Source organism: Enterobacter sp. Taxon_2 (assembly GCF_058355295.1).
On record NZ_CM178024.1, the window covers coordinates 3012840 to 3038914 of the forward strand.

The following is a 26075-nucleotide window of genomic DNA, read 5'->3' on the forward strand; positions in this document are numbered from 1 at the left end:
GCGTTCAGAATGGCTATACCTGCATATCTTTGGCTTAAAGATGACGGAGGTGCGAATATCACAGGTTCTGTAGATGTTCAGCACCGTGAAGGTAGCATTGAGGTTTTATCGTTTGGCCATGGTTTACACATTCCAACCGATGGCAATACGGGGAAACTAACCGGTACCCGCGTCCACTCCCCACTAACAATCGAAAAAGAGTTTGATTCATCCTCGCCTTACCTTTACCGGGCTGTAGCAACTGGCCAGACCCTAAAGTCAGCTGAAATCAAATGGTACCGTATAAACGATGCAGGGCAGGAAGTTGAGTATTTCAACATGCTTTTAGAAAATGTGAAAATCGTAGGGATCACGCCTGTAATGCATAACGTAAAAAATCCCTCAATGGAAAAACACAATCACCTTGAGGCGATAGAACTGCGTTATGAGAAAATCACATGGAAGCACTGCGACGGGAATATCCAGTTTACTGACGGCTGGAATATTCGGGTTACAGCATGATTATTGCTCGCTATGCATTGAATGGCTTACCGTCATCTATTCTTACCGTTCCGGGGGTAGGAAACTTTCCGGCATTCTCAGGCCAACTCTATGGCAGAAACAATCCGACTATGGCAAGCAAACCAGAAATCGGGCCAATCCCGCCTGGACGTTACTTCATCGTGAACCGACAGAGCGGAGGCAGGCTCGGTGGACTAAGTGATTTTGCCCTGAAAAATATTTATGGTACCGATCGCTCAAAATGGTTTGCCTTATACAAAGATGACTGGCAGATAGATGATCAAGTATTTGTTGAAGGTGTCCGGCGTGGCCATTTCCGCCTCCATCCTATAGGACCAAGAGGGTTAAGCGAAGGCTGTATAACCCTTCTTCATCTGAGTGACTTTGATTACTTGTTCGAAGCTCTTATGAAAACAACTATGATGCCAGTACCTTGCACGAGCTTTAAAGCTTACGGGACAATAACAGTAACATGAGGACTTTTATAGAAATCACCTTAAGCCTTGCAATCGGTCTTATCAGTTTTCTTTTATACACGCGCTGGCTTTTTATTTTGATACCTGCCGAATGGGCTTATGCCGTGATGGATCATTTCGGCACATACGGGATAGAAGCACTGGAGGATACGTTAGTCGATATCGCCTCTTTGTTTGGATTGCTTCCGGCAGTACTTACAGGTTTGTTAGTAAGAAAAGCAGTAAAAAGAATGTGACTTATGAGCCTTCAGGCTTAGCCTCGAAGGCTTTTTTGACTCGGAAACGCAAAACCCCTAAAGTTGGATGTCCAACTTTGGGGTTCACTTCATTTCTGTGGTTTCACGATAACGTCGTTAAATAAAACTGTCGTCGTCATTGCTGTAGTCGTCATCTACATCGTCGTTCTGCCAGGTGTCGTTATTATTGCCGAACGGATCGTCCTGGTTGAGGAAACGGGTGTCAGAGACGTTATTAACGTCGCCGTATTGATTACCGACAAACGGTTCACCACCGACGGGCATTGTCGGTTCTTCGATGATGTTCACGATCTCTTCCGGCCGCGACTGATGGAACATGCTGGTAAGCATCTCGGCCAGCGCGATGCCACCGGCCACGCCAGCGGCTGTCTGGAGTGCGCCAGCCATAAAACCGCCGCCGCGAGTAGCCGGCGCTGGCGCCCGTGAGTAATCCTGCGCCGGTGGCTGCTGCGGCTGGGCATTCCAGCTGTTGTCAGGCTGCGGGTTACTTTTCCCACCACCAAACAGGCCGCCGAGGAAACTGCCGCCCGTCGAGGGTTTGCTTTTTTGCGCGGCTAATTCGCTTTCAAGCTCCTGAACGCGGGTCTGCAGGCGTTTCAGGGCCGCTTCCTGAATCAAAATCGATTGCGCCATATAGTAGGGGGCCGCAGGCTGCTGCCTGACGAATTCAGCGATCTGACGCTCTGCATCTGCGTCCCGTTGGCTGTTTTGTTGTCCGGCCTGTTTCAGACGCTCGAAAAGGCCGTTGATAAGCTGCTGTTCTTCATATTGCATGACAATAACCTTCCGCTCTCCAGGGTGGATACCAACCAGTTTATCAGCGACGGCAATCTGTGTCTGGGGAGTGAAATGTTTGTTTAAGATTGGTTGCAAGTTAGCTGAAAATCGCCCTGCTTTCCGGGCTTGATATTAGAGAGTTAGGCTTAACATTCTGGTATGGTAGCAAATTCCCGGGCACAGCGCGATCGTGATGACGATGAGATACGCTCACTTCGCGCTAAACTGGAGGCACAAAAAAACCACCTTTCGGTGGTTTCACGACACTGCTTATTGCTTTGATTATTCTTTGTTTTCCCATGGTAGCCGGAGTGGGACTTGAACCCACACAGCGCGAACGCCGAGGGATTTTAAAAACTATAAGAGAGTCTTACGTATCATGAATTTATGATACGTAAGACTCTCTTATAGGGTAATCACTGGTGATGGTTGCACTTCTGCTGCCACTATTTTTGGAAAGCTAAATTCAGTTTTTCTCACAATCAAGCGGAAGGTCAAGCGTTTGAATGGCTGCTTCAAAAACAGCGTCTACATGGCGTCGACGCTTCGACAAAAGTGTAACACTACAATCCCCCCTCAACTCGGTGGGGCTTTTGCATTTTCTTTTTCGTAGTATCCTCATTATTATTCTGTATGTTACAAAAACAAAAACCATAAGGAAGGTTAGAAATGGACAGCGCGAAATCCCTGGCAAAAAGGATGCTGAAGAGTCTGGATGCTGGCGATTCCGGCTTCCTGATTTCTGTAGCGCAGGGAATGCTCTCTTTTCCGGTTAGCATGTATTACCTCGGTTATGACTTCATAGACACGGCTCATCGCCATGCTAATTTTGATGATCGTGTGAGGATGGCGAACATGCTCAAACGAGGAATATCGGTTAATCAGGAAGCTCAAAAAATAGTTAACGCCGTAATCAGAGAGTTCATGTCAAAAGTTAACATGGATAATATTCAGGGGATTGCACAAAATTTTACCGGCGTAATGGCTGGTAAATTCATATTCGCTGAGCTAACCGGAGTAAAACTAGGTGCTGCCGTATCGTCACGCATTATGACCTCGTTCGCCGCTGGCGTGGTCATCGGAAGCGCTCTCACGATTGGCGCAGAAACATCGAGAGCTATCTATACGGCTAGAAAGCTTGAAAACCAGAACCCTGTACTCTACTACCGACTTAAGAGTATGGGTGATTTAGATCTTCTGTATTTTCTTGTTGAAGAAAAATTGAAACCTTTTCTTGACGCATGCAGCGTAGCAGATGTAAACAAGCATGAATTTAACGAAGTATGTAAATACTTTTTTGGTGGGTTATGAACGCTCAGGACATTATCAAGTTAATAGCATCCCGAATTTTGCGCGGGTTGGGAATGGGAATTGCTTCTGCGGGGCTATTGTCCTGTATTTACTTCTTTTCATTTTCAAAAGACGAATCCCGTTTTATCTGGGGTGCAGCGTCTGGTGCTCTCATTGTCCTTGGTTACTTTATATACCGAATTGCGATACTCAAGGTTTTTGACGAACGTTGAAGACCTCAATTGCTCATACTCCATCAAAAAGCCCACCGATTGGTGCGCCTGGCGTTGGAGGGTCAGGGTTAACTGCTTCCTACCATAATGAGATGACGGAAAAGCATCGGATGGGATGAAATCAGCTGGTAGCTTATCGCGTGGTGCGTGTTTGGTTGATGCTCGCGGGGCAGTAATGCCCTCTTCTTGTGTCGAAGATGAATGGTGAAAAAAAGACAATAAAAAACCACCTTTCGGTGGTTTACACGACACTGCTTATCATTGATTTTATTCTACTTTTCCCATGGTAGCCGGAGTGGGACTTGAACCCACACAGCGCGAACGCCGAGGGATTTTAAATCCCTTGTGTCTACCGATTCCACCATCCGGCCAGGGAAGAAAGTGGAGGCGCGTTCCGGAGTCGAACCGGACTAGACGGATTTGCAATCCGCTACATAACCGCTTTGCTAACGCGCCGTTAAATCTTTAAAGCTGACACCCGCTACTGCGCATGTCTTTAATCTGGAGCGGGAAACGAGACTCGAACTCGCGACCCCGACCTTGGCAAGGTCGTGCTCTACCAACTGAGCTATTCCCGCATGTCATCAAGTAATTGTCTAACCACTTGATTTCATTATCGTCCGGCTGACTGTGCCGCCGTTCGATGCGTTGCATTCTACTGATATGACGTTATGAGTCAACGTTATTTTTTACATCCCCGGATCGTTTGCTGAAATTTACGGCGAAACGATCACTGATCAAGCAAATCCCCGCGCGCAGCGTTCAAATATTGCAGCATAGACCACAGGGTCAGCACTGCCGCGACCCACAGGAGGCCAATCCCCGCCCACTCAACCCAGGCGTTCGGACGCCAGAGCATCCAGACCAGCGCCGCCATCTGCGCCGTCGTTTTGACTTTACCAATCCACGAGACCGCTACGCTGCTGCGTTTCCCCAGCTCCGCCATCCACTCGCGCAGTGCAGAGATGATGATCTCACGGCCGATCATGGTTGCCGCAGGCAGCGTTACCCACCAGGTATGATAGTGCTCGGCCACCAGCACCATGGCGATAGCGACCATCACTTTGTCCGCCACCGGATCGAGGAAGGCACCGAAACGGGTGCTTTGATTCCAGCGGCGCGCCAGATAGCCATCAAACCAGTCTGTTACCGCTGCGATCAGGAAGAGCAATGCGCAGGCAAAAGGTGCCCAGACAACCGGCAGGTAAAACGCCAGCACAAAGAACGGGATGAGTACAACACGAAAAAGAGTGAGCAACGTAGGGATATTATATTGCATAGTGACGGTAACTATTTGTTGTCAGTAAAATTTAGCTCTATGTTGCTACAGAGCCCTCAATGTTTCAACGAGTAGTAGATCTTTTCTGCCAGCCCTTGCGAAATACCCGGCACTTTTGCAATTTCCTCCATGCTGGCGTTGAGTAATCCTTGCAATCCGCCCATATACTTCAGCAGCATCTGACGACGTTTTGGCCCCACGCCTTCGATCGTCTCCAGTGAACTGGTGTTTTTCACCTTCGCCCGTTTTTTGCGGTGACCGCTGATGGCGTGATCGTGCGATTCATCGCGAATATGCTGGATGACGTGCAGCGCCGGGGAGTCCGGTGGCAGACTGAAGCCCTCACCTTCCGGCTCGAAGAACAATGTCTCCAGCCCGGCCTTACGATCGGCCCCTTTTGCGACACCCAGCAGCAGCGGATGGTTTTTATCCCAGCTGACATCAAGCGACTCAAATACTGCTTTCGCCTGGCCGAGCTGCCCTTTCCCGCCGTCAATCAGGATCACATCCGGGATTTTGCTCTCCTCTATGGCTTTACCATAGCGACGACGCAGCACCTGATTCATCGCCGCATAGTCATCACCCGGCGTGATCCCGGTGATGTTATAGCGGCGATACTCGGCTCGCAGTGGGCCATTCGCATCAAACACCACGCAGGACGCTACCGTCTGTTCCCCCATCGTATGACTGATGTCGAAACACTCCATCCGTTTCACTTCCGGAAGCTTCAGCAGCGCCGCCAGGGCCGTTAAACGCTGGTGCACCGTCGACTGCTGCGACAGCTTAGTGGTGAGTGCCGTCGCCGCGTTGGTTCGCGCCAGCTTGAGATAACGCGCACGATCGCCGCGCGGTTTGGTTTGAACATTCACCCGGCGGCCCGCCAGTTCAGAGAGCGAATCAGCCAGCAGGGTTTTATCGTCAAGATTAAAATCGAGCAGGATCTCAGAAGGCAACGTGCGCATCTGGCTCCCCTGCAGATAGAACTGGCCGACAAAGGTTTCCACCACTTCACCCAGCTCGGTACCGCCAGGGACCTTCGGAAAATAGCTGCGGCTGCCGAGCACTTTGCCCTGTCGAATGAAAAGAACGTGCACGCAGGCCATCCCGGCGTCAAAGGCGACGCCGATGACATCAAGATCGTCACCGGTATTCGAGACAAACTGTTTCTCCGTGACTCTGCGCACCGCCTGAATCTGGTCGCGAATACGCGCTGCCTCTTCGAACTCCAGAGCAGCGCTGGCTTTTTCCATCCGCGCGATCAGCTGCGTTAAGACCTGATCGTCTTTTCCGGCTAAGAACAGGCGCACATAATCCACCTGCTGCGCATACTCTTCTTCACTCACCAGTCCGGCCACGCACGGTCCCAGGCAGCGGCCAATCTGGTACTGCAGGCACGGGCGCGAGCGGTTACGGTAAACGCTGTTTTCACACTGGCGGATCGGGAAGATTTTTTGCAGCAGCGCCAGCGTTTCACGCACGGCATAACCGTTAGGGAACGGCCCGAAATATTCACCCTTCGCATGTTTTGCCCCGCGATGCATGGCGAGGCGCGGATGGGTGTCGCCGCTCAGAAAGATAAACGGGTAGGATTTATCATCCCGCAACAGGACGTTATAGCGCGGCTGGTAGAGCTTAATATAGTTGTGCTCAAGCAGCAGCGCTTCTGTCTCTGTATGCGTGACGGTAACATCAATATTCTGAATGAGTGAGACCAGCGCTTCGGTCTTACGGGAGGCCAGATTGCTGCGAAAATAGCTGGAGAGACGTTTTTTAAGATCTTTAGCCTTCCCCACATAGATAACCGTACCGCCAGCGTCATACATGCGATAGACGCCAGGCTGGCTGGTTACGGTTTTCAGAAATGCTTTTGAATCGAACACATCACTCACTGACTTAACAACGTCTCCGCATTACACAAACCATGTCGGATGGCCAGATGCGTCAGTTCGACGTCACCATGAATGTTCAGTTTACTGAACATCCGATAACGATAGCTGTTTACCGTTTTCGGGCTGAGATTCAGCTGTTCCGAGATCTCATTCACCTTCTGACCTTTGGTGATCATCAGCATAATCTGCAATTCACGCTCGGACAAACTGGCAAACGGTGATTCGGTTTTCTCGGGCTCAATCTGACTCAGCGCCATCTGCTGAGCGATGTCGGACGCAATATAACGCTGTCCGGCAAACACGGAACGGATAGCATTGACGACTTCCTGCGGTGCAGCACCTTTACTCAGGTAACCCGCGGCCCCCGCCTGCATTACTTTCGCGGGCAGTGGATTTTCGGTATGCACGGTCAGCATGATGACTTTGGTGTCTACAAAGGTACGCGCGATTTTGCGTGTTGCCTCAAGACCACCGATACCGGGCATGTTCATATCCATCAGCACCACATCGGCGGAGTTAGTACGGCACCATTTTACCGCATCTTCACCACAGCATGCCTCACCGGCAACTTTAATACCTTTAATATCTTCAAGAATGCGTCGTATCCCTGCGCGCACCAGTTCGTGGTCATCAACAAGAAGGACGTTGATCAAAGGAAATGTCTCCAGAATAGGGATAACGCTACTGAGTGATAATTTGGTTTATATTAACGGTTTTCCTGACAAGATTAAAACGTTAAAAAACCGGCTATTCGATTTTGCTCTCGTTTTTGGAAATTAGCCTGTACAGGCGGTGGAAAGAGAGGCCGTGTTTTTAGGGCTCTTGCGGCTTTTTTTAATCATCTGTATTCAAAAAGTTACAAAAAACTTGCAGGCTTTCCCTGCAAAAAAAACAGATCTCAAATTTTTGTAACAATAATTAACGGCAAGCGAGCCGGGCATAAGCAATTAATAGCCTGTAACAGCGCTTCAGTTTACCGGTACGTTCTGTTTACGCAATTAAACATCCACGTAAAAGTACGAAAAACAACCGCTGCATTTTTTGCTTCAGCTTGTGGTATACTCCGCCGCCTTGACTTTCGTCGTCGCGCTTTAGCGCCGTTTAATAATGAGGAAAATAAATGAGCACACCTGAATTTGCCACTGCGGAGAATAACCAGGAACTGGCACAGGAAGTAAACTGCCTGAAAGCACTGCTGACGCTGATGCTGCAGGCGATGGGCCAGGCTGATGCCGGTCGTGTGATCATTAAAATGGAAAAACAAATCGCGGAGATGGAAGACCAGGCTGAATCAGCGGTATTTGCTAACACCGTTAAGCAAATCAAGCAAGCGTACCGCCAGTAACAAAAAACGGCTGGATGCAGTGCATTCAGCCGTTCGCTCGTCTGTCACGCAGAACGTTTTACGGAGTCAGATCAGTCCCGTTGCCGCCGCATAGCATGCGATCTGGGTCTTATTGGGCGCGTTAAATTTCTTCTGCATATTCTTCTGATGGAAGTTAACGGTATTCTCTGAGATCGAGAGAATGATCGCTATTTCCGCTGACGTCTTCCCTTCCGCAGTCCATTTCAGAATTTCACGTTCGCGCTTGCTGAATTTCATTTCGGGTGGCATGACCATCTCATGGTCAAAACGCATCAGAGAGGTTAAGGCCATTTGCACCAGCATTTGCAACCGCAGTTCTATTTCCTCATGGGATAATGGCCCTTCCTGTACACGTGTACGAGAAACAGAGAGGAAGCCGAGCGCATGATTTGGCAGCATCAGGCACTGCGTTATTCCCGCGCGTAAACCGTGGTCCTGGGCGCTATGCCATAATTCCTGCGCCTCAGCGAATAATGCGTCTGTCCAGGGGAGATGCCCCTGAATGAAATTCTCCGCTTTTAAAACCGGATCGATCGCGAAATAGTTCGCGGATTGATATTGCGCCATCCACAGCTTGGGGTAAGTGGTTTGCAGGGAGATCTTAGGGCGTGTAAATGGCACGGGATGGCGCACGCAAAGCGCGTAATAATCGAATTCCAGCGCCTGAGTTTGTCGCTCCAGCTCCTGATATACCTCGGCGGCACAGGTCAACTCCTGAAACCGGAGGGAGCAATCCCGTCGCCAGGTGAAAAAGTCTAAATCCTTCATACTTACTAAATGAAGCCTCTGAACAGATAATCATTATTATGGTGAATATAAGCTAACACAGAAAACTTTTTTCTAACCACAAAATATCGGCAATAGCACAATTAACTTTACTATCGATAAGGTTTACCCGAGCCGGATGGAATAAAAAAACAGAGGCCTTCACAAAGAGGGAGAATAATTTGCTCCAGGGTAATTTTCTGGAGCAAATGCGTGCAAAAATGCTACTGCATAAGGAATTTTTCAAGGAACTGACGGGTTCGCGGCTGTTGAGGGTTGGCGAATAAGCTTTTCGCCGGCCCCTGCTCCACAATCCGCCCCTGATCCATGAAGATGGCTCTGTCAGCAACATCGCGGGCAAAGCTCATCTCATGCGTCACGATCACCATCGTCCGTTTTTCCTGCGCCAGCTGGCGAATGGTGTTCAGCACCTCACCCACCAGTTCCGGATCGAGCGCAGAGGTCGGTTCATCAAAAAGGATCACGTCCGGGCGCATCGCCAGCGCGCGCGCTATCGCCACGCGCTGCTGTTGCCCTCCCGACAGACGCCGCGGATAGCTGGTCTCTTTCCCCGCCAGCCCGACTTTGGCCAGCAGCTCGCGAGCGCGCGCCGTCGCTTCCTCTTTAGGCTCACCTTTAACGATAACCGGCCCTTCAATAATGTTCTCCAGCACCGTACGGTGCGGGAAGAGGTTGAAGTTCTGGAAAACGAAGCCGACATGCTGGCGCAGACGGCGAATCAACCCTTTCTGCTGGCTGATGGATTTCCCGGTATCAATCGTTATCTCCCCGACCCGAATGGTGCCGCCTTCCGGCTGTTCAAGCAGGTTAATGCTGCGCAGCAGCGTGGTTTTCCCTGAGCCGCTCGGCCCAATGATTGCCACCACTTCGCCCTGCTCGACTTCAAGATCGATCCCGTGGAGCACCGTTTGACCGTGGAATTTTTTCACCAGGTTTTTGACGTCGATAGCACTCATTTTGGATCACGCTCCTGGCGGTTAAGCTGGTTTTCGAAATAGTTTTGCAGGGCAGACAGCACCGTCGCCATCACCCAGTAAATCAGCGAGGCAGCCAGATACATAGTAAAAACTTCAAGCGTACGGGAGGTGATGAGCTGTGCCTGACGGAACAGCTCCGGTACCTGAATCGTTGCCGCCAGGGAAGTATCTTTCACCAGACTGATGAAGCTGTTGCTCAGCGGTGGAAGCGCCACGCGCGCCGCCTGCGGCAGAATGGCCCGGCGAAGCGTCTGCCATGGCGTCATCCCGATACTGGCCGCCGCTTCCCACTGCCCTTTGTCAATGGAGGAGATGGCCGCACGCAGGGTTTCAGAGGTGTACGCCGCAGTATTGAGCGACAGACCAATCATCGCTGCGGGAATCGGATCCAGCTCGATACCAAACTGCGGTAAGCCGTAGTAGATCATAAAGAGCTGGGCGATAAGCGGCGTACCGCGAAAGACGGAGATATAAAAACGCGCCAGCCAGCGCACCGGCAGGATGGGTGACATGCGCATTAAGGCCAGCACAAATCCCAGTACCAGCCCGAAGAACATCCCGCCGATACTGAGCTGTAACGTAAATACCGCACCTTTCAGCAGATACGGCAGAGAATCAATAACCAGTTGAATACTTTCTTGCATTATTATTTTTCGACCTGACTTTTAGACATGAGGATGGTAGGCAAACAGCGCAGGCGCCCCGCCTGTATGGACAAATAAAATCGGCCCTTCATCCTTAAAGCGTTTCTGCGCAATGCCATCAATCAGTCCGGCCATCGCTTTGCCGGTATACACCGGATCGAGCAGTATCCCCTCGAGGCGGGCCAGCAGTTTCACCGCTTCCATGCCCTCTTCGTTCGGCGTGCCGTAACCCGGCGCAAAATAGTCATCCCAGAGCAGAATATCGGCCTTTGCCTTCAGCTCCAGCTGCGCGGCGACCGCCTGCTGTAAAGTCACCACTTTCGGCTTCTGATCCGCGACGCTACGGGACACCGTCACGCCAATCAGCTCGACGTCCGGCAGCAGTTGCTCCAGCCCTACCGCCAGCCCGGCATGCGTGCCTGCACTGCCGGACGCGACCACCACGGAGGAGAGGCCCACCGCGCCCTCGCACTGTTGGGCAATTTCCAGCGCACTTTCCACATACCCCAGCGCGCCCAGCGCATTCGAACCGCCAACAGGGATAACGTAGGGGCGGAAACCCTGCGCTTCCAGACGCGTCGCCAGCTCATCAAGCTGGGCGGTCGGGTCGGTCAACGCATCCACCATTTCGACCTGTACATTAAACAGGTCCAGCAGCAGACGGTTACCGTTGGTGAGATAGTTTTCTGCCCGCGTGCCAATCGGGTTTTCCAGCAATGCCACGCAATGGAGTCCGAGCTTTGCCGCCACTGCCGCCGTCTGACGAACGTGGTTGGACTGGATAGCCCCGGCAGTGATGAGCGTATCCGCGCCCTCGCGCAGGGCGTCCGCCGCCAGAAACTCCAGCTTACGCAGCTTATTGCCCCCCATCGCCATGGGCGTCACGTCATCACGCTTAATAAAAATATCGCGCCCTAAATAATCAGAAAATCGCGGCAGGTACTCCAGCGGCGTCGGCGCACCGATAAACTCCAGGCGAGGAAAGCGCGTTAAATTCTGTAGTGACATGGGTTCTCCGGTAACTCTGACAAAATGTGATATTTTTCATTATGCACGCAGACGCGAAAGAAATAAAAAAGGCGCTTTTAAAAGCGCCTTTTTTTACGTCAGAAACTTATTTCGTGACGTCTGCACCGAACCACTTCTCGGAGAGCGCTTTCAGGCTTCCGTCTTTTTGCATGTCAGCAATCGCGGAATCAATCGCTTTGACCAGGTCTTCGTTACCTTTACGCACGGCCACGCCTGATTCCTGACGAGAGAACGCATCACCCGCTACCGCCAGGGTGTTGTTGGTTTTCTTCACCAGATCCAGCGCTGCCAGGCGGTCAACCAGAATGGCGTCGATACGGCCCACGCGCAGATCCTGGTATTTCGTCGGGTCATCATCATAGGTGCGGATATCCACGCCCTGCACGTTCTGGCGCAGCCACTCTTCGTAGTTAGTCCCCAGACCAACACCGACTTTCTTCCCTTTCAGGTCTGCGGCAGTTTTAATCCCGCCTTCGTTGCCTTTCTTCACCAGCGCCTGAATACCGGACACGGTGTACGGCGTAGAGAAGTCATACTTTTTCTTACGCTCGTCAGAAATGGTCACCTGATTAATCACCACATCAATACGTTTGGAATCCAGCGACGCCAGCATACCGTCCCATTTGGTCGGTTTCAGTGACGCTTTAACGCCGAGGTGCTTCGCCAGCTCTTCAGCAAACTCCACTTCAAAACCGGTCAGCTTACCGTCATCGCCCTGGAAGCTGAACGGAGGATACGTTCCTTCCAGCCCGACCAGCAGCGTACCGCGCTCTTTTACTTTATTCAGCAGGTTTTCTGCGGCGAACGTTTTCACGCTCATGCCCGCAACCAGCGCAACGGCCATAACACCCATCAGCGCCTGACGACCCAGAAGTGCAAATTTCATAAATACCCCGATATAGTGGAATTTTTACGTAGTGTAGAGAAATCGCCTGTAACGTCAAAGGCGACTGCGCTACATCTTATTCTTTTTTAATATATATCAGAAGTTGTTCCGGCGTGGGCTTTCTGCTTTATGGCACCCGGCATTTGTACCTTGTATTGCGCATACTTGCGCAGCGCAATTCGGTAGTTATTGGTGCTGGTCGCAGGCAGCCACGGCTCCAGATTTTCATCCAGATAACCGGTTTTCAGCAGATCACGAGAAATATTGTTTACGGTCAGATGTTGCCCAAGGCGACGCAGGCGAACCACATATTCGCGAACGGTGCCGTGGCTCATCTCCGTTTGTTCAAACAGGAATTGCTTGAAGCCGATGATGTCGAAGAAGTCGCTTTGCTCTTTGCAGTGGAGATCCCCACAGAAACGGCAAAGCGCCACCCACTCTTTTTGCTCTTCGAGCCATGCTGCTTCGTCCATCAACGTGTCGAGACGCGAAATCGCAATCTTATTGACGATTTCGCCCCGGCGAACCAGCGTGATACGATCGAGTAACTTGTTACAGTGGGCGCAATGCGTCTGGCTGTGTTTAAAGTCTTTCAGGTAGCGGCTTAAAGGCCGTCTTTTAGATTGCTGCACCGTCATGATAACTCCTGGTTGTCAATACGTTGTGCGGCATTTTTCAGGTGAATCAATCACCTATAACTTACCCAGCTTGGTTCGTAAGCGTTTAATGGCCTGGCTGTGCAGCTGGCTCACCCGCGACTCTCCCACCTCCAGAACAGCGCCAATCTCTTTGAGGTTAAGCTCTTCCTGGTAATAAAGGGTCAATACCAGCTGTTCGCGTTCAGGCAGAGCTTCAATAGCCTCCATGACGCGCTGGCGTAAATTCCCTTCCATTAAATGGTGTAACGGGTTTTCTTGCTGGTGCTCATCCGTCACCAGCTCGATGCTATCGCCATGCTCTTCGCGCCACTCGTCATAAGAGAAGAGTTGGCTATTATTGGTATCGAGCAACATCTGACGATACTCTTCAACAGCAATGCCAAGACGTTCCGCCACTTCGGTTTCCGTTGCGTTACGTCCCAGTTCCTGTTCCAGCTGCCCCATCGCATGCGCCACTTCGCGCGCGTTGCGGCGAACACTGCGCGGCACCCAGTCGCGGCTGCGCAGCTCGTCCAGCATCGCACCACGAATACGCTGAACTGCGTAAGTCGTAAATGCCGTTCCTTGCAGAGCGTCGTATCGGTCAACTGCATTCAATAACCCGATACCGCCCGCCTGTAGCAGATCGTCGAGTTCCACGCTCGCCGGCAAGCGCACCTGGAGGCGCAATGCTTCGTGACGCACCAGCGGGACATAACGCTGCCACAGCGAGTGTTTATCCATTACACCTTCAGCGGTATAGAGTGAATTCACGATAAACAGCCCTGCGTTAGTTGAGTTATCGGCATGATTATCCGATTCTGCAGGGCGTTCAATTGGATGAAAAAGGGGGATAAAATGAGGTTATTCTGAGGTTGCCCACAACAGGGGCAACTTTTCTGCCTAAATTAACAGTTGTAACAATGAAAGATCGTCGCCCAGCTTGACGCTATCTATATGTTGATGAAAGAGCTTTCCCGCTTCCTGATTATGCTGGCTAAGGGAGTGGAAGCTGTAAATAACATCAATAATATTATCTTGTTCAATTTTTCCCGCCACGAGAGCCTGACCGGCAAGTAACGTTTTCAGGAAATAGAACTCCGCAACGATTAAATAAAGATTATTCAACATGCTGCGGCCATTGTTCTGTGGGAAGCCCTGCTCCCAGAGTTTGTATTTAAAAAAGTTCTTAAATAAATGGTCATTGGTCGCCAGGTAACTGCCCGCCACATCGCGCCAGACGGACTCGATGTTCTCCATGACCTTCTCTGCCGGTACGGCATCACCGACAGATTCGAACTGTTGATAAAGCTGAGTAAAATAACGGTTTAATACCGCGCCGCCGCGAGCGGTCGCTTTCTTCGTAAAGTAGCTCTGGATAAGTGAAATTAACGCGAATTTCAGGCTGTAGTTCTGATTAAACCCGCCCAGTTCCGTTTTGATTTTACCGCTCACCAGTTCGTTAACCAGTGAGAAATAAACCGTTTCAAGCGTGCCGATATTCTCTTCGAGATTCTCGAGCTTTTCAGCCACCATGAGGAATTTCACCACGGCGTAAACCTGCTCTTCAACGCAGACCGCTTCAACGCTGAAAAGGTTCTGGCAGAAGAGATTGATGACCTTTGCTTTTAAATCAATCATTGGCGCAGTATTGACGTCCTGCTGGACAATGACAGATTCCATCATCGACATAGACTCCCGATCGTTCAACAGAAGTCGGGTCACTTCCGGACACGAGAGGTTCAGCGATTTTTCGATTTCATTTTTATAGACCCGGTTTGTCCGTGGAAACGACGAACAGGTTGGGCTTAACGCCTGCGCGCCCATGGCGCTATGAATAGAACAGAGTTTTTCAGTATCCATAAACGGGCAGTTTTTACTTTCCGTATGGAAAATCACTTCGCCCCAGTTGCCATACTGTTTTTTGGTAACTTTTATCGCCGTTTTCGCCGTATGACGAATGGCGGCATTTTTACTGTTCAGGTAGCGGTTAACGGAGGATTTATCAAACGCGATGGTCCAGCCCTGACAACAATGTTCACGGCATTCCCCACCGACACATGAAAAATCTGCGACCAGCTTTGGTTGAGTGACACTGATTTGTTTCACAGGCGGATTCTCAAATAGCAGAGATAAAAAAACCCCGCCGAAGCGGGGTTTCACGCGTAATATTAACGCAGCAGAGACAGAACGGTCTGTGGAACCTGGTTTGCCTGAGACAGAACAGAAGTACCAGCCTGCTGCAGGATCTGCGCGCGGGACATGTTGGAAACTTCAGTTGCGTAGTCAGCGTCCTGGATACGGGACTGAGCAGCAGACAGGTTGTTAGAGGTGTTGTTCAGGTTGTTGATTGCAGAAGTGAAGCGGTTCTGCACAGCACCCAGACCAGAACGTGCTTTATCAACGGTAGCGATAGCTTTGTCGATGGTGTTCAGGTCAGTAGCGGTCATTGCTTTCAGGTCGATAGCGTTCACGCCCAGAGTAGTAGAGTCAGCTTTAGCGCCGCTCAGATCCAGGTTGATGGTGTCGCCGTCGTTAACGCCAACCTGAATTTTAACCACACCAGCAGTACCTGCAGTGCCGTCCAGCAGTTTGATGCCGTTGAAGTCAGTTTTGCCCGCAACACGGTCGATTTCAGCCAGACGAGCGGTAACTTCATCCTGCAGAGAAGCCAGGTCAGATGCGCTGTTGGTGCCGTTGCTTGCCTGAACAGCCAGTTCACGAACACGCTGCAAGTTGTTGTTGATTTCGTTCAGAGAACCTTCAGCAGTCTGCGCCATGGAGATACCGTCGTTGGCGTTACGTGCAGCCTGGGTCATCCCTTTGATCTGAGCGGTCATGCGGTTTGCAATCGCCTGGCCAGCAGCATCGTCTTTCGCGCTGTTAATACGCAGACCGGAAGACAGACGCTCGATAGCAGTGCCCAGAGAAGACTGAGATTTGTTCAGGTTGTTCTGAGTGGTCAGGGACAACAGGTTAGTATTGATAACTGCCATAATTTTGTTTCCTTCAAAAATTGGGTTTTAGGTCCGGTGCCTAACACTCACAGCGTCTCTCACCGTCAACAAGGTTATCGACGGGTCCCCAAAAGACTTTAGAATCAATTTTGAAAAAATTACAAGCTGATGATTATTAATGATTTTATTTTTAAAAAATCAATTAAGGTCCGCCAGAGGCTTATTATTTACGCTTTTTAAATGCACAAAGAGATGGCAAAAAAGGCACACACTTATTCGTGTTTTCAATGCAGTGATAATGACCCTAAAGTGCAATCCTTTCATTTACCCCGCCAGGACGCGTCTATTCTTTGGATTATTTTTTTCTCGCCATCGTAAACTTTTACCTTGAGAGGCCGATAAGAGTCCTGAACTACTTTCGTATTTTAAGGAAAATATGCATGGCTACTATCAGTAACCTCGGGATAGGTTCTGCAGGACTCGGGGATTTATATAATCAGTTGGAAGCGGCAGAGAAAACCAAGCTGACGACGATTACTTCCCAGCAATCAACGTATAACGCACAGCTAAGTGCTTACGGCAAGCTGCAGAGCGCCATGACATCGCTGCAGACTGCGACCGCTGCACTGGGTAAAGCAACCACCTGGAACTCAACGTCCGTTAGCAGCACCAACACGGCCTTTACTGCCACCACAACGGCTGACGCGTCCGTGGGTTCCTTTGTGGTTAACGTCAACCAGGTTGCAAAAGCACAGGCGCTCACTACCGGCTCCTATGCAAACAACACGGATCTGCTCGGCGATACGACAGGTACAACGCGTAAAATCACCATCACCCAGCCGGGCACGAAAACGCCTTTAGAGGTCACGCTGGCCGATGGCGATACGTCTCTGGCCGGGATCGCGAGCGCCATTAATAAAGCGAACGGCAACGTTACCGCCAGCGTCATTAAAGCGAAAGACGGTGATTACCGCCTGATGCTGTCATCAAAAACCACCGGTACCGATGGTGCGATGACCGTCAGCGTCACTGGCGACGCCAAGCTGCAAAGCGCCATTGGCTACGACTCAACCACCAAAACGGGCGCGCTGACGGTAAACACCGACGCGCAGAACGCGATTGTTGTGGTGAACAACATCTCTATCGAGCGCCAGTCGAATACCATTACCGATGCGCTGCCTGGCGTCACCTTCTCAGTGAAGGCCGAAAGCAAAGCCGATGAAACTCTTGAGGTTTCGCGCGCAACGGATGCAAACCAGAAGGCGATTACGGACTGGGTCACGGCGTACAACTCGCTGCAGTCCACCATTAACAGCCTGACGAAATATGTGCCAGTCGATGCAGGCTCTGGCAGCCAGTCTACCAGCAACGGCGCGCTGGTCGGTGATGCGAACGTGCGTGGGGTTCAGTCTCAGCTGCGCGGCCTGCTGACCGAAGTGCAGACCGGCTCCATTCAGATCATGGCCCAGTTGGGGATTACCCAGGACCCGGTGAAAGGCGCGGACGGTACCGTCGGTAACCTGAAAGTCGACACCGATAAGCTGAAAAAAGCGCTGACCGACAACCCGAACGCCGTACAGCAGTATTTTGTCGGTGACGGAAAGAAAACCGGTATGGCGACCCAGATGAACAACACGCTGACCACCATGCTCAGCACCAGTACCGGCAGCGCCGGGGTGATCCAGAACGCGAAAGACGGGATCAACAAAACGCTGAAAACGCTGGGCGAACGTTACGATGCCATGGATGCTCAAATTGAAGCCACCATGGCACGTTACAAAACCCAGTTCACCAGTCTGGACGTATTAGTCACCAAAATGACCAGTACAGCCAACTACCTGACCCAACAGTTCTCACAAAAGTAGTCGTAGCCTTCAGGAGTGGATATGTATAAGACCTCTGGTGTTCAATCCTATCAGCAGATAGGAGTCGAAAGCGCAGTCATGAATGCCAGTCCACACCAGCTGATTGTCATGTTGTTCGACGGGGCGCATAGCGCCCTTGTTCGCGCGCGTTTGTTCATGGAAGCCGGACAAATTCGCGAAAAAGGCGAAGCCTTATCCAAAGCCATCAACATCATCGACAACGGTTTAAAAGCAGGACTGAACATGGAGGTTGAGAGCGAGTTGTCCGGTAACCTTGCCTCCTTGTACGAATATATGGTTCGACGTTTGTTACTGGCGAATGTCAGTAATGACGTAGACGCAATTGTTGAAGTCGAGGGTTTATTAAACAACATTGCGGATGCGTGGAAGCAAATCGGCCCCAATGCGTCCTCTATATCAGGATAATTTTTGATGAATAATCCCAGCGCAGCGCTTAGCCACTGGCAGGCGCTACATGCTCAGAGCATTGCTATGCTAAATCTCGCACATTCTGGTCAATGGGATGCGCTTATCGAGCAGGAAATGCATTACGTTCAACTGGTGGAAAAGATTTCGCAAACGCCCATCATGTCATGCCCTCCGGCTCAGGTTGAGCAAGCGCGTGCGCTGCTGGAAATGATCCTTGAAAATGAGAATGCGCTAAAGGCACTGTTGAAAGTCCGCATGGACGAACTGCGCAGTCTGATTGATCAAACCGGTAAACAGCAATCCATCACTTCTACCTATGGAAAGCTGTCAGGGAATATTCTTTATCCAGAAAGTTTTACCCGCGACACACAACTATGATTTCTTCATCCATACTCCAGAAGTCTGCCAACCGGCTTCTGGAGCAAGGATGATGAAAAACCCCACCCTGTTACAATGTTTTCACTGGTATTACCCTGCTGGCGGTGAATTGTGGCGAGAGGTCACGGCGTTAGCTCCCAATCTTAACGAAATCGGCATCAACATGATCTGGCTGCCGCCCGCCTATAAAGGTGCGTCCGGCGGGTATTCTGTTGGCTATGACTCTTACGACCTGTTCGATCTCGGCGAGTTTGACCAGAAAGGCAGTATTGCCACGAAATACGGCGACAAAGCGCAGCTGCTGGAGGCCATTAACGCCCTCAAAAGCAACGACATTGCCGTGCTGCTGGACGTGGTGGTCAACCACAAAATGGGTGCCGATGAGAAAGAATCTGTCCGCGTTCAGCGTGTGAATGAACAGGACCGCACGCAAATCGATGACGAGGTCATCGAGTGTGAAGCCTGGACCCGCTATACCTTCCCCGCCCGCGCCGGGCAATATTCCCGGTTTATCTGGGACTACAAATGCTTCAGCGGCGTCGACCATATAGAAAACCCCGATGAAGACGGCATCTTTAAAATCGTCAACGACTACACCGGCGAAGGCTGGAACGATCAGGTTGATGATGAGATGGGTAACTTCGATTACCTGATGGGCGAAAATATCGACTTTCGCAATCACGCCGTGACCGAGGAGATCAAATACTGGGCCCGCTGGGTCATGGAACAGACGCGCTGCGACGGTTTTCGTCTGGACGCCGTTAAGCATATTCCCGCCTGGTTTTACAAAGAGTGGATTGAGCACGTCCAGGAGGTCGCCGACCAGCCGCTGTTTATCGTGGCGGAATACTGGTCCCACGAGGTGGATAAACTTCAGGCCTATATTGACCAGGTCGAAGGCAAAACCATGCTGTTTGATGCCCCCCTGCAGATGAAATTTCACGAGGCGTCACGTCAGGGCCGGGATTACGACATGAGCCAAATCTTCACCGGTACCCTGGTGGAAGCCGATCCGTTTCATGCGGTCACCCTCGTCGCGAACCATGACACTCAGCCTCTGCAGGCGCTGGAAGCCCCGGTCGAAGCCTGGTTCAAGCCGCTGGCCTACGCGCTAATCCTGCTGCGGGAAAATGGCGTGCCGAGCGTCTTTTATCCGGATCTCTTCGGCGCCAGCTATGACGACACGGGAGGAGACGGTGAAACGTACCATATTGATATGCCGGTCATTGAGCAGCTTCACGAGCTGATCCTCGCGCGTCAGCGTTTTGCGCACGGCGTGCAGACGCTGTTTTTCGACCATCCTAACTGCATTGCCTTCAGCCGCAGCGGCACGGATGACGATCCCGGCTGCGTGGTGGTGATGTCAAACGGGGACGATGGTGAAAAAGTGATTTGTCTTGGGGAAAACTACGGCAACAAAACGTGGCGGGATTTTCTCGGCAATCGCGAAGAAACCATCACTACGGCGGCGGATGGCGAAGGCACTTTTACCTGCAAAGGCGGAAGCGTGAGCGTGTGGGTAATAGAGGATGCGCTGTAGAAACAATGCCGGGTGGCGCTGACGCTTACCCGGCCTACGGGACGGTACTTTTGTAGGCCGGGTCAGGCGAAGCCGCCACCCGGCAAAAAAACGGCTACGGAAGCTTACTCGCCAGCGGATTCTTGCTCAGGTAATCGGCACACTCAACCGTTGGACGATCGACCTTCTGCAGCTCCAGCCCGTCGTACTCAAGCGTCAAGCCATCGCGCTCCAGCGGATAGATATCGAGCTTACGCGTCACGTTGTAATAACTGTCTGAACGCAGCATGATTTTACCCGGCACGGCAATCACGCGCTGCCACTGACGGCAGTCCAGCGTATCGCCCTCCTCCGTCACCACCAGCGTGGCAATCGCATTCGGGCTGACCATGTTGCTCTGCGGCCCTTTCGACTGCCAGTACCCCGCCAGATGCGCCGGGACAGGATGCTTAATCACGTCGTTATAGTTATCGACCTGAACGCACCCGGTCAGTGCCAGCAGCGCGCCAGCAATTGCTATTTTTTTCATCATCTTTCCTGCATTCGAAGAAAAAAATATTGTGGCATTAAAGCGCTGCGGCTGCCAGCGAAGATCGACAGGTCTTAAACCTGCATCCCCATCACTTCCTGATAGGCCGACACCAGCTTGTTACGCACCTGGATCCCCATCTGCAGAGAAACCGAGGCTTTTTGCAAATCGGTCATCACATCATTCAGCGCCACGCCCGGCTCACCGAGGGTGAACTTTTCTGCCTGAGTGCGCGCTGCAGTCTGGGTATCGCTGATACGGTCAAGAGCGGCATGCAGTTGCCCTGCGAAGCTGATGCTCGGCTGCTGATCTGCCACATTCTGATTACGGGCCGTCATCGCCGTTGCCTGCAACTGACTGATTACCCCTTCAATGCCCTGTATAGCCATGACTTTCCCCTGGATGGTTTTTTACGCGGTCAAGACTAACAGCTTGTCAATAAGATAATGGCGGTAAATAGCATGAAAAAACCAGGTTATTTGACCCATAGAAAATCACGAATCATCAAATAATGGCAGGGCCATCAATATGGAACTTTTGTCGTGTTTGCCGACCCGGGAGTCAGTTTTGTTTCTCTACACGAATAACGTAAACCACCAGGATTTAAGAGGTGCGCAATGAGTGCAACAGCATCGACAGCGCCGCAGAATAAATCACTCGAGTGGATGAACCGCCTTCGCGCGAATCCTAAAATCCCGTTGATCGTGGCAGGCGCTGCCGCAATTGCGATCCTTGTAGCGATGGTCCTGTGGGCGAAAAGCCCTGATTACCGGACACTCTACAGTAACCTTTCCGATCAGGATGGCGGCGCCATCGTCACCCAGCTTACCCAGATGAACATCCCTTATCGCTTTGCCGATAATGGCGGTGCGCTTGAGGTACCGGCAGATAAGGTGCACGAACTGCGTCTGCGTCTGGCTCAGCAGGGGCTGCCGAAGGGCGGCGCGGTGGGCTTTGAGCTGCTGGATCAGGAAAAATTCGGTATCAGCCAGTTCAGCGAGCAGGTGAACTACCAGCGAGCGCTGGAAGGTGAACTGGCCCGCACCATTGAAACATTAGGCCCAGTGAAGAGTGCCCGCGTGCACCTGGCGATGCCTAAACCTTCTTTATTTGTCCGTGAACAGAAATCACCTTCGGCTTCCGTTACCGTGAACCTCGAACCTGGCCGCGCGCTGGACGAAGGGCAAATCAGCGCGGTGACGCATCTCGTCTCCAGCGCCGTCGCCGGTCTGCCGCCGGGTAACGTAACGCTGGTTGACCAGAGCGGTCACCTGCTGACGCAATCCAATACCGCCGGTCGCGATCTCAATGACGCGCAGCTGAAATATGCCGCCGATGTCGAAAGCCGTCTCCAGCGTCGTATTGAAGCGATCCTCGGCCCGGTTGTGGGTAACAGCAACGTACACGCGCAGGTTACCGCGCAGATCGACTTCGCGAATAAAGAACAAACTGAAGAACAATACAGCCCGAACGGCGATGCGGCTCAGGCGGTAATGCGTTCACGCCAGATCAATTCGAACGAGCAGGTCGGCGGTGCATACCCAGGCGGCGTGCCGGGTGCGTTGTCTAACCAGCCGGCCCCGGCTAACGCGGCGCCGATCTCTACGCCGCCGGCCAATCAGCAGAACGGTCAGCAAAATAATCAGCAGACCACCTCAACGGCCAGTAACGCCGGTCCGCGTACCAGCAGTCGTAACGAAACCACGAACTATGAAGTGGACCGGACGATTCGCCACACTAAACTGAACGTGGGCGATATTCAGCGTCTTTCCGTTGCGGTAGTGGTGAACTACAAAACGCTGGCGGATGGCAAACCGTTGCCGCTGACCGCCGAGCAGATGAAGCAGATTGAAAACCTGACCCGTGAAGCGATGGGTTACTCCGAGAAGCGCGGCGATACCCTCAACGTGGTGAACTCACCGTTCAACTCGGTTGAAGAGACCGGCGGTGAACTGCCGTTCTGGCAACAGCAGGCGTTTATCGACCAGCTGATGTCCGCAGGACGCTGGCTGCTGGTGCTGATTGTCGCGTGGCTGCTGTGGCGTAAGGGCGTCCGTCCGCAGCTCCAGCGCCGCGCTGAAGCCGAAAAAGCGGCTCGCGAACAGATGAATGCGCGTCAGGAAACGGAAGAAGCGGTTGAAGTGCGCCTCAGCAAAGATGAACAGATGCAGCAGCGTCGTGCTAACCAGCGCATGGGCGCTGAGGTCATGAGCCAGCGCATTCGCGAAATGTCAGATAACGATCCGCGCGTCGTGGCGCTGGTCATCCGCCAGTGGATGGGTAACGAACATGAGTAATACGCTTACGGGCACCGATAAAAGCGTCATCCTGCTGATGACCATTGGCGAAGATCGCGCGGCAGAGGTGTTTAAACACCTCTCCCAGCGAGAAGTGCAAATTCTCAGTGCGGCCATGGCCAACGTGCGTCAGATCTCCAACAAGCAGCTGACTGAAGTGCTGGCAGAGTTTGAACAGGAAGCCGAACAGTTTGCCGCGCTGAACATCAACGCCAACGACTACCTCCGTTCCGTGCTGGTCAAGGCACTGGGCGAAGAGCGTGCCTCCAGCCTGCTGGAAGACATTCTGGAAACCCGCGATACCGCCAGCGGTATCGAAACGCTCAACTTTATGGAACCACAGAGTGCTGCCGACCTTATTCGCGACGAGCACCCGCAGATTATCGCCACCATCCTTGTCCACCTTAAACGTGGTCAGGCGGCCGATATTCTGGCGCTGTTCGAAGAGCGCCTGCGTCACGACGTGATGCTGCGTATCGCCACCTTCGGCGGCGTCCAGCCTGCCGCGCTGGCGGAGCTGACCGAGGTGCTGAACAACCTGCTCGACGGCCAGAACCTCAAGCGCAGCAAAATGGGCGGCGTGAGAACAGCGGCGGAAATCATCAACCTGATGAAAACGCAGCAGGAAGAGGCCGTCATTACGGCGGTTCGCGAATTCGACGGCGAGCTGGCACAGAAAATCATCGACGAGATGTTCCTGTTCGAAAACCTCGTCGAAGTGGACGACCGCAGCATCCAGCGCCTGCTCCAGGAAGTGGATTCCGAGTCGCTGCTTATTGCCCTCAAAGGCGCCGAGCAGCCGCTGCGCGAGAAATTCCTGCGCAACATGTCTCAGCGTGCGGCCGATATCCTGCGCGACGATCTTGCCAACCGCGGCCCGGTTCGTCTGTCTCAGGTGGAAAACGAACAGAAAGCCATTCTGCTTATTGTTCGTCGTCTGGCGGAAACCGGCGAGATGGTGATTGGCAGCGGAGACGACACCTATGTCTAATGAGCTGCCGTGGAAGCGCTGGACGCCGGACGATCTGGCTCCTCCCCTCTCCGAGTTCACGCCAGCCGCGATCCCGACCGAGGAGCTTGACCCGGACGTCGAGCAGCCCGAGCTGAGCGAAGAAGAGCAGCAAGCACAGATGCTGGCTCAGCTGCAAATGCAGGCGCACGAGCAGGGCTACAATGCCGGTCTGAACGAAGGCCGGCAGAAAGGTCACGAGCTGGGGTACCAGGAAGGTCTGTCGAAAGGGTTAGAGCACGGTATCGATCAGGCGCGCCAGCAGCAGGCGCCGATCCATGCCCGCATGCAGCAGTTGGTCAGCGAGTTTCAGCACACGCTGGACGCGCTGGACAGCGTGATTGCCTCGCGACTGATGCAGATGGCGCTGGAAGCCGCGCGTCAGGTGATCGGCCAGACGCCCGTGGTGGATAACACGGCGCTTATCAAACAAATTCAGGGCCTGCTGCAGCAGGAGCCGCTGTTCAGCGGGAAGCCGCAGTTGCGCGTCCATCCGGACGATCTGCAGCGCGTGGAAGAGAGCCTGGGCGCGACGCTAAACTTGCACGGCTGGCGCCTGCGTGGTGACCCGTCGTTACATCACGGCGGCTGCAAAGTCTCTGCCGACGAAGGCGATCTGGATGCCAGCGTCGCCACCCGCTGGCAGGAACTGTGCCGCCTGGCGGCACCGGGAGTCGTCTGATGACTGCGCGCCTCACCCGCTGGCTCACCACGCTCGACAACTTTGAGACGAAGATGGCGCAACTGCCATCTGTTCGTCGTTATGGGCGACTGACGCGCGCCACCGGTCTGGTACTGGAGGCCACCGGCCTGCAGCTGCCGCTGGGCGCGACCTGCGTGATCGAGCGTCAGGACGGTCTGGAAACGCGTGAAGTGGAAAGCGAAGTGGTCGGGTTCAACGGCCAGCGCCTGTTCCTGATGCCGCTTGAAGAGGTGGAAGGCATTCTGCCCGGCGCGCGCGTGTATGCCAAAAACACGTCTGGCGACGGGCTGCAAAGCGGGAAGCAGCTGCCGCTTGGCCCTGCCCTGCTGGGCCGCGTGCTGGACGGCAGCGGGAAGCCGCTCGACGGACTGCCCTCCCCGGACACCACCGAAACCGGCGCGCTGATCACCCAACCGTTTAACCCTCTGCAGCGAACCCCTATCGAGCATGTGCTCGACACCGGCGTGCGCCCGATTAACGCCCTGCTGACCGTGGGACGCGGGCAACGTATGGGCCTGTTCGCCGGGTCAGGCGTGGGTAAATCCGTCCTGCTCGGCATGATGGCGCGCTACACGCAGGCTGATGTGATCGTTGTAGGTCTGATTGGCGAACGTGGTCGTGAAGTAAAAGACTTTATTGAAAACATTCTGGGAGCGGAAGGCCGCGCCCGCTCGGTGGTCATCGCCGCGCCGGCAGACGTGTCGCCGCTGCTGCGTATGCAGGGTGCCGCGTATGCCACCCGTATTGCCGAAGATTTCCGCGACCGCGGCAAGCACGTGCTGCTGATCATGGATTCCCTGACCCGCTACGCGATGGCGCAGCGTGAAATCGCGCTGGCCATCGGTGAGCCACCGGCGACCAAAGGCTACCCGCCTTCGGTATTCGCCAAACTCCCTGCCCTCGTTGAGCGCGCGGGGAACGGCATCAGCGGCGGCGGTTCCATCACCGCGTTCTATACGGTACTGACGGAAGGCGATGACCAGCAGGACCCGATTGCCGACTCCGCGCGCGCGATCCTTGACGGTCATATTGTGCTGTCGCGTCGTCTGGCCGAAGCCGGACACTATCCGGCCATTGATATTGAAGCCTCTATCAGCCGCGCAATGACGGCGCTGATAACCGAGAAGCATTACGCCCGCGTGCGTAACTTTAAACAACTCCTCTCCAGCTTCCAGCGCAACCGCGATCTGGTCAGCGTGGGGGCGTATGCCAAAGGCAGCGACCCGATGCTCGACAAAGCGATTACCCTGTGGCCGCAGCTGGAGGCATTTTTGCAACAAGGCATTTTTGAACGCGCCGACTGGGAAGATTCAATTCAGGCACTGGAGCTGATTTTCCCGCAGGTGTAACACAGGTGGAGG

29 protein-coding genes and 3 tRNA genes are annotated in these 26075 nt (G+C 52.9%); 14 read left to right on the forward strand and 18 right to left on the reverse strand.

Translation table 11 applies throughout. The features are described 5' to 3' along the window. The first annotated feature begins 9 nt into the window (after nt 1–9). The 3 genes from AC4IC4_RS14315 to AC4IC4_RS14325 are packed head-to-tail and all read left to right on the forward strand — an operon-like array spanning nt 10 to nt 1213. Nucleotides 10–501, forward strand: a complete 492-nt coding sequence (locus tag AC4IC4_RS14315) for an Hcp family type VI secretion system effector (protein WP_024909777.1) — start codon at nt 10–12, stop codon at nt 499–501. Beyond that, entirely contained in the window at nt 498–977 is a 480-nt protein-coding gene (locus tag AC4IC4_RS14320; protein WP_491471363.1) for a DUF2778 domain-containing protein, read from the forward strand. Before AC4IC4_RS14315 ends, AC4IC4_RS14320 begins: the two co-directional genes overlap by 4 nt. Further along, a complete protein-coding gene (locus AC4IC4_RS14325) occupies nt 974–1213 on the forward strand; it encodes a hypothetical protein (RefSeq protein WP_491471364.1) in 240 nt (79 codons plus the stop codon). The genes AC4IC4_RS14320 and AC4IC4_RS14325 overlap by 4 nt, the downstream gene beginning before the upstream one ends. A gap of 117 nt (nt 1214–1330) precedes the next feature. Here AC4IC4_RS14325 and AC4IC4_RS14330 read toward each other — a convergent pair whose 3' ends face one another. After that, complete coding sequence (locus AC4IC4_RS14330; protein WP_491471365.1) at nt 1331–2008, reverse strand: DUF2076 domain-containing protein; 678 nt, start codon at nt 2006–2008, stop codon at nt 1331–1333. 672 nt (nt 2009–2680) lie between these two features. Here AC4IC4_RS14330 and AC4IC4_RS14335 point away from each other — a divergent pair. Beyond that, nucleotides 2681–3322 carry a hypothetical protein gene (locus AC4IC4_RS14335; RefSeq protein WP_248244507.1) on the forward strand — a complete coding sequence of 214 codons (642 nt, stop codon included), beginning with the start codon at nt 2681–2683 and terminating at the stop codon, nt 3320–3322. 496 nt (nt 3323–3818) lie between these two features. On the opposite strand, the gene AC4IC4_RS14340 is transcribed toward AC4IC4_RS14335, so the two are convergent. The 6 genes from AC4IC4_RS14340 to uvrY form a co-directional block, all read right to left on the reverse strand. Then, a tRNA-Leu gene (locus AC4IC4_RS14340) sits at nt 3819–3905 on the reverse strand. A gap of 11 nt (nt 3906–3916) precedes the next feature. Next, nucleotides 3917–3990 (reverse strand) — tRNA-Cys (locus AC4IC4_RS14345). Nucleotides 3991–4036: 46 nt separating this feature from the next. Continuing rightward, nucleotides 4037–4112: transfer RNA gene (locus AC4IC4_RS14350), tRNA-Gly, on the reverse strand. Nucleotides 4113–4264: 152 nt separating this feature from the next. Continuing rightward, complete coding sequence (pgsA, locus tag AC4IC4_RS14355; RefSeq protein ID WP_023336158.1) at nt 4265–4813, reverse strand: CDP-diacylglycerol--glycerol-3-phosphate 3-phosphatidyltransferase; 549 nt, start codon at nt 4811–4813, stop codon at nt 4265–4267. Between the two features lie 56 nt (nt 4814–4869). Beyond that, a complete protein-coding gene (gene uvrC / locus AC4IC4_RS14360) occupies nt 4870–6702 on the reverse strand; it encodes an excinuclease ABC subunit UvrC (RefSeq protein WP_024909772.1) in 1833 nt (610 codons plus the stop codon). Then, complete coding sequence (uvrY, locus tag AC4IC4_RS14365) at nt 6699–7355, reverse strand: UvrY/SirA/GacA family response regulator transcription factor (RefSeq protein WP_013096026.1); 657 nt, start codon at nt 7353–7355, stop codon at nt 6699–6701. Before uvrY ends, uvrC begins: the two co-directional genes overlap by 4 nt. 388 nt (nt 7356–7743) lie before the next feature. Between uvrY and AC4IC4_RS14370 the strand changes: the two genes are divergently transcribed. After that, nucleotides 7744–7797, forward strand: coding sequence for a hypothetical protein (locus AC4IC4_RS14370; protein WP_418885776.1), 54 nt, complete (start codon nt 7744–7746; stop codon nt 7795–7797). Nucleotides 7798–7822: 25 nt separating this feature from the next. After that, nucleotides 7823–8047 carry a DUF2594 family protein gene (locus tag AC4IC4_RS14375; RefSeq protein ID WP_008500345.1) on the forward strand — a complete coding sequence of 75 codons (225 nt, stop codon included), beginning with the start codon at nt 7823–7825 and terminating at the stop codon, nt 8045–8047. A gap of 66 nt (nt 8048–8113) precedes the next feature. Here the strand turns inward: AC4IC4_RS14375 and sdiA are convergent, their stop codons facing one another. From sdiA to AC4IC4_RS14420, 9 genes are all read right to left on the reverse strand, one after another. Continuing rightward, nucleotides 8114–8836 carry a quorum-sensing transcriptional regulator SdiA gene (gene sdiA, locus AC4IC4_RS14380; protein WP_024909771.1) on the reverse strand — a complete coding sequence of 241 codons (723 nt, stop codon included), beginning with the start codon at nt 8834–8836 and terminating at the stop codon, nt 8114–8116. A 221-nt stretch (nt 8837–9057) separates the two neighbouring features. Continuing rightward, nucleotides 9058–9810, reverse strand: a complete 753-nt coding sequence (tcyN, locus tag AC4IC4_RS14385; protein ID WP_008500343.1) for an L-cystine ABC transporter ATP-binding protein TcyN — start codon at nt 9808–9810, stop codon at nt 9058–9060. Then, nucleotides 9807–10475, reverse strand: coding sequence for a cystine ABC transporter permease (tcyL, locus tag AC4IC4_RS14390; RefSeq protein WP_014884380.1), 669 nt, complete (start codon nt 10473–10475; stop codon nt 9807–9809). Before tcyL ends, tcyN begins: the two co-directional genes overlap by 4 nt. Nucleotides 10476–10496: 21 nt before the next feature. Beyond that, nucleotides 10497–11483: a D-cysteine desulfhydrase gene (gene dcyD / locus AC4IC4_RS14395; protein ID WP_032646305.1), complete on the reverse strand. Its 987-nt coding sequence runs from the start codon at nt 11481–11483 to the stop codon at nt 10497–10499. A gap of 106 nt (nt 11484–11589) precedes the next feature. Further along, nucleotides 11590–12390 (reverse strand): cystine ABC transporter substrate-binding protein, encoded by an 801-nt coding sequence (gene tcyJ / locus AC4IC4_RS14400; protein ID WP_023336163.1) that lies wholly within the window; start codon nt 12388–12390, stop codon nt 11590–11592. A gap of 86 nt (nt 12391–12476) precedes the next feature. Continuing rightward, nucleotides 12477–13028: a flagella biosynthesis regulatory protein FliZ gene (gene fliZ / locus AC4IC4_RS14405; protein WP_008500339.1), complete on the reverse strand. Its 552-nt coding sequence runs from the start codon at nt 13026–13028 to the stop codon at nt 12477–12479. Between the two features lie 54 nt (nt 13029–13082). Then, complete coding sequence (locus tag AC4IC4_RS14410; protein WP_014170714.1) at nt 13083–13802, reverse strand: RNA polymerase sigma factor FliA; 720 nt, start codon at nt 13800–13802, stop codon at nt 13083–13085. A 129-nt stretch (nt 13803–13931) separates the two neighbouring features. After that, entirely contained in the window at nt 13932–15137 is a 1206-nt protein-coding gene (fliB, locus tag AC4IC4_RS14415; RefSeq protein WP_032646306.1) for a flagellin lysine-N-methylase, read from the reverse strand. A gap of 62 nt (nt 15138–15199) precedes the next feature. After that, on the reverse strand, nt 15200–16024 hold the full coding sequence (locus tag AC4IC4_RS14420; RefSeq protein WP_023312294.1) for a flagellin N-terminal helical domain-containing protein: 825 nt from the start codon (nt 16022–16024) through the stop codon (nt 15200–15202). A 401-nt stretch (nt 16025–16425) separates the two neighbouring features. On the opposite strand from AC4IC4_RS14420, the gene fliD reads away from it, so the two are divergent. The 4 genes from fliD to amyA are packed head-to-tail and all read left to right on the forward strand — an operon-like array spanning nt 16426 to nt 20197. Beyond that, complete coding sequence (gene fliD / locus AC4IC4_RS14425) at nt 16426–17850, forward strand: flagellar filament capping protein FliD (RefSeq protein ID WP_491471366.1); 1425 nt, start codon at nt 16426–16428, stop codon at nt 17848–17850. A gap of 21 nt (nt 17851–17871) precedes the next feature. Next, entirely contained in the window at nt 17872–18276 is a 405-nt protein-coding gene (gene fliS / locus AC4IC4_RS14430; RefSeq protein ID WP_023312296.1) for a flagellar export chaperone FliS, read from the forward strand. Nucleotides 18277–18282: 6 nt separating this feature from the next. Then, nucleotides 18283–18657 carry a flagella biosynthesis regulatory protein FliT gene (fliT, locus tag AC4IC4_RS14435; protein ID WP_024909767.1) on the forward strand — a complete coding sequence of 125 codons (375 nt, stop codon included), beginning with the start codon at nt 18283–18285 and terminating at the stop codon, nt 18655–18657. A 52-nt stretch (nt 18658–18709) separates the two neighbouring features. After that, nucleotides 18710–20197: an alpha-amylase gene (gene amyA / locus AC4IC4_RS14440; RefSeq protein ID WP_024909766.1), complete on the forward strand. Its 1488-nt coding sequence runs from the start codon at nt 18710–18712 to the stop codon at nt 20195–20197. A 94-nt stretch (nt 20198–20291) separates the two neighbouring features. Here the strand turns inward: amyA and yedD are convergent, their stop codons facing one another. Beyond that, nucleotides 20292–20705: a lipoprotein YedD gene (yedD, locus tag AC4IC4_RS14445; RefSeq protein WP_024909765.1), complete on the reverse strand. Its 414-nt coding sequence runs from the start codon at nt 20703–20705 to the stop codon at nt 20292–20294. A 74-nt stretch (nt 20706–20779) separates the two neighbouring features. After that, nucleotides 20780–21094 (reverse strand): flagellar hook-basal body complex protein FliE, encoded by a 315-nt coding sequence (gene fliE, locus AC4IC4_RS14450; RefSeq protein ID WP_008500329.1) that lies wholly within the window; start codon nt 21092–21094, stop codon nt 20780–20782. A 228-nt stretch (nt 21095–21322) separates the two neighbouring features. Here fliE and fliF point away from each other — a divergent pair, with 228 nt between their 5' ends. From fliF to fliI, 4 genes are read left to right on the forward strand one after another with little or no spacing between them, the layout of a single operon-like run. After that, a complete protein-coding gene (gene fliF / locus AC4IC4_RS14455) occupies nt 21323–23002 on the forward strand; it encodes a flagellar basal-body MS-ring/collar protein FliF (RefSeq protein ID WP_024909764.1) in 1680 nt (559 codons plus the stop codon). Continuing rightward, nucleotides 22995–23993 carry a flagellar motor switch protein FliG gene (gene fliG, locus AC4IC4_RS14460; RefSeq protein WP_023312301.1) on the forward strand — a complete coding sequence of 333 codons (999 nt, stop codon included), beginning with the start codon at nt 22995–22997 and terminating at the stop codon, nt 23991–23993. The genes fliF and fliG overlap by 8 nt, the downstream gene beginning before the upstream one ends. Then, entirely contained in the window at nt 23986–24693 is a 708-nt protein-coding gene (gene fliH / locus AC4IC4_RS14465) for a flagellar assembly protein FliH (protein WP_024909763.1), read from the forward strand. Before fliG ends, fliH begins: the two co-directional genes overlap by 8 nt. Next, nucleotides 24693–26063 carry a flagellar protein export ATPase FliI gene (gene fliI / locus AC4IC4_RS14470; protein ID WP_008500325.1) on the forward strand — a complete coding sequence of 457 codons (1371 nt, stop codon included), beginning with the start codon at nt 24693–24695 and terminating at the stop codon, nt 26061–26063. Before fliH ends, fliI begins: the two co-directional genes overlap by 1 nt. Nucleotides 26064–26075: the final 12 nt, after the last annotated feature.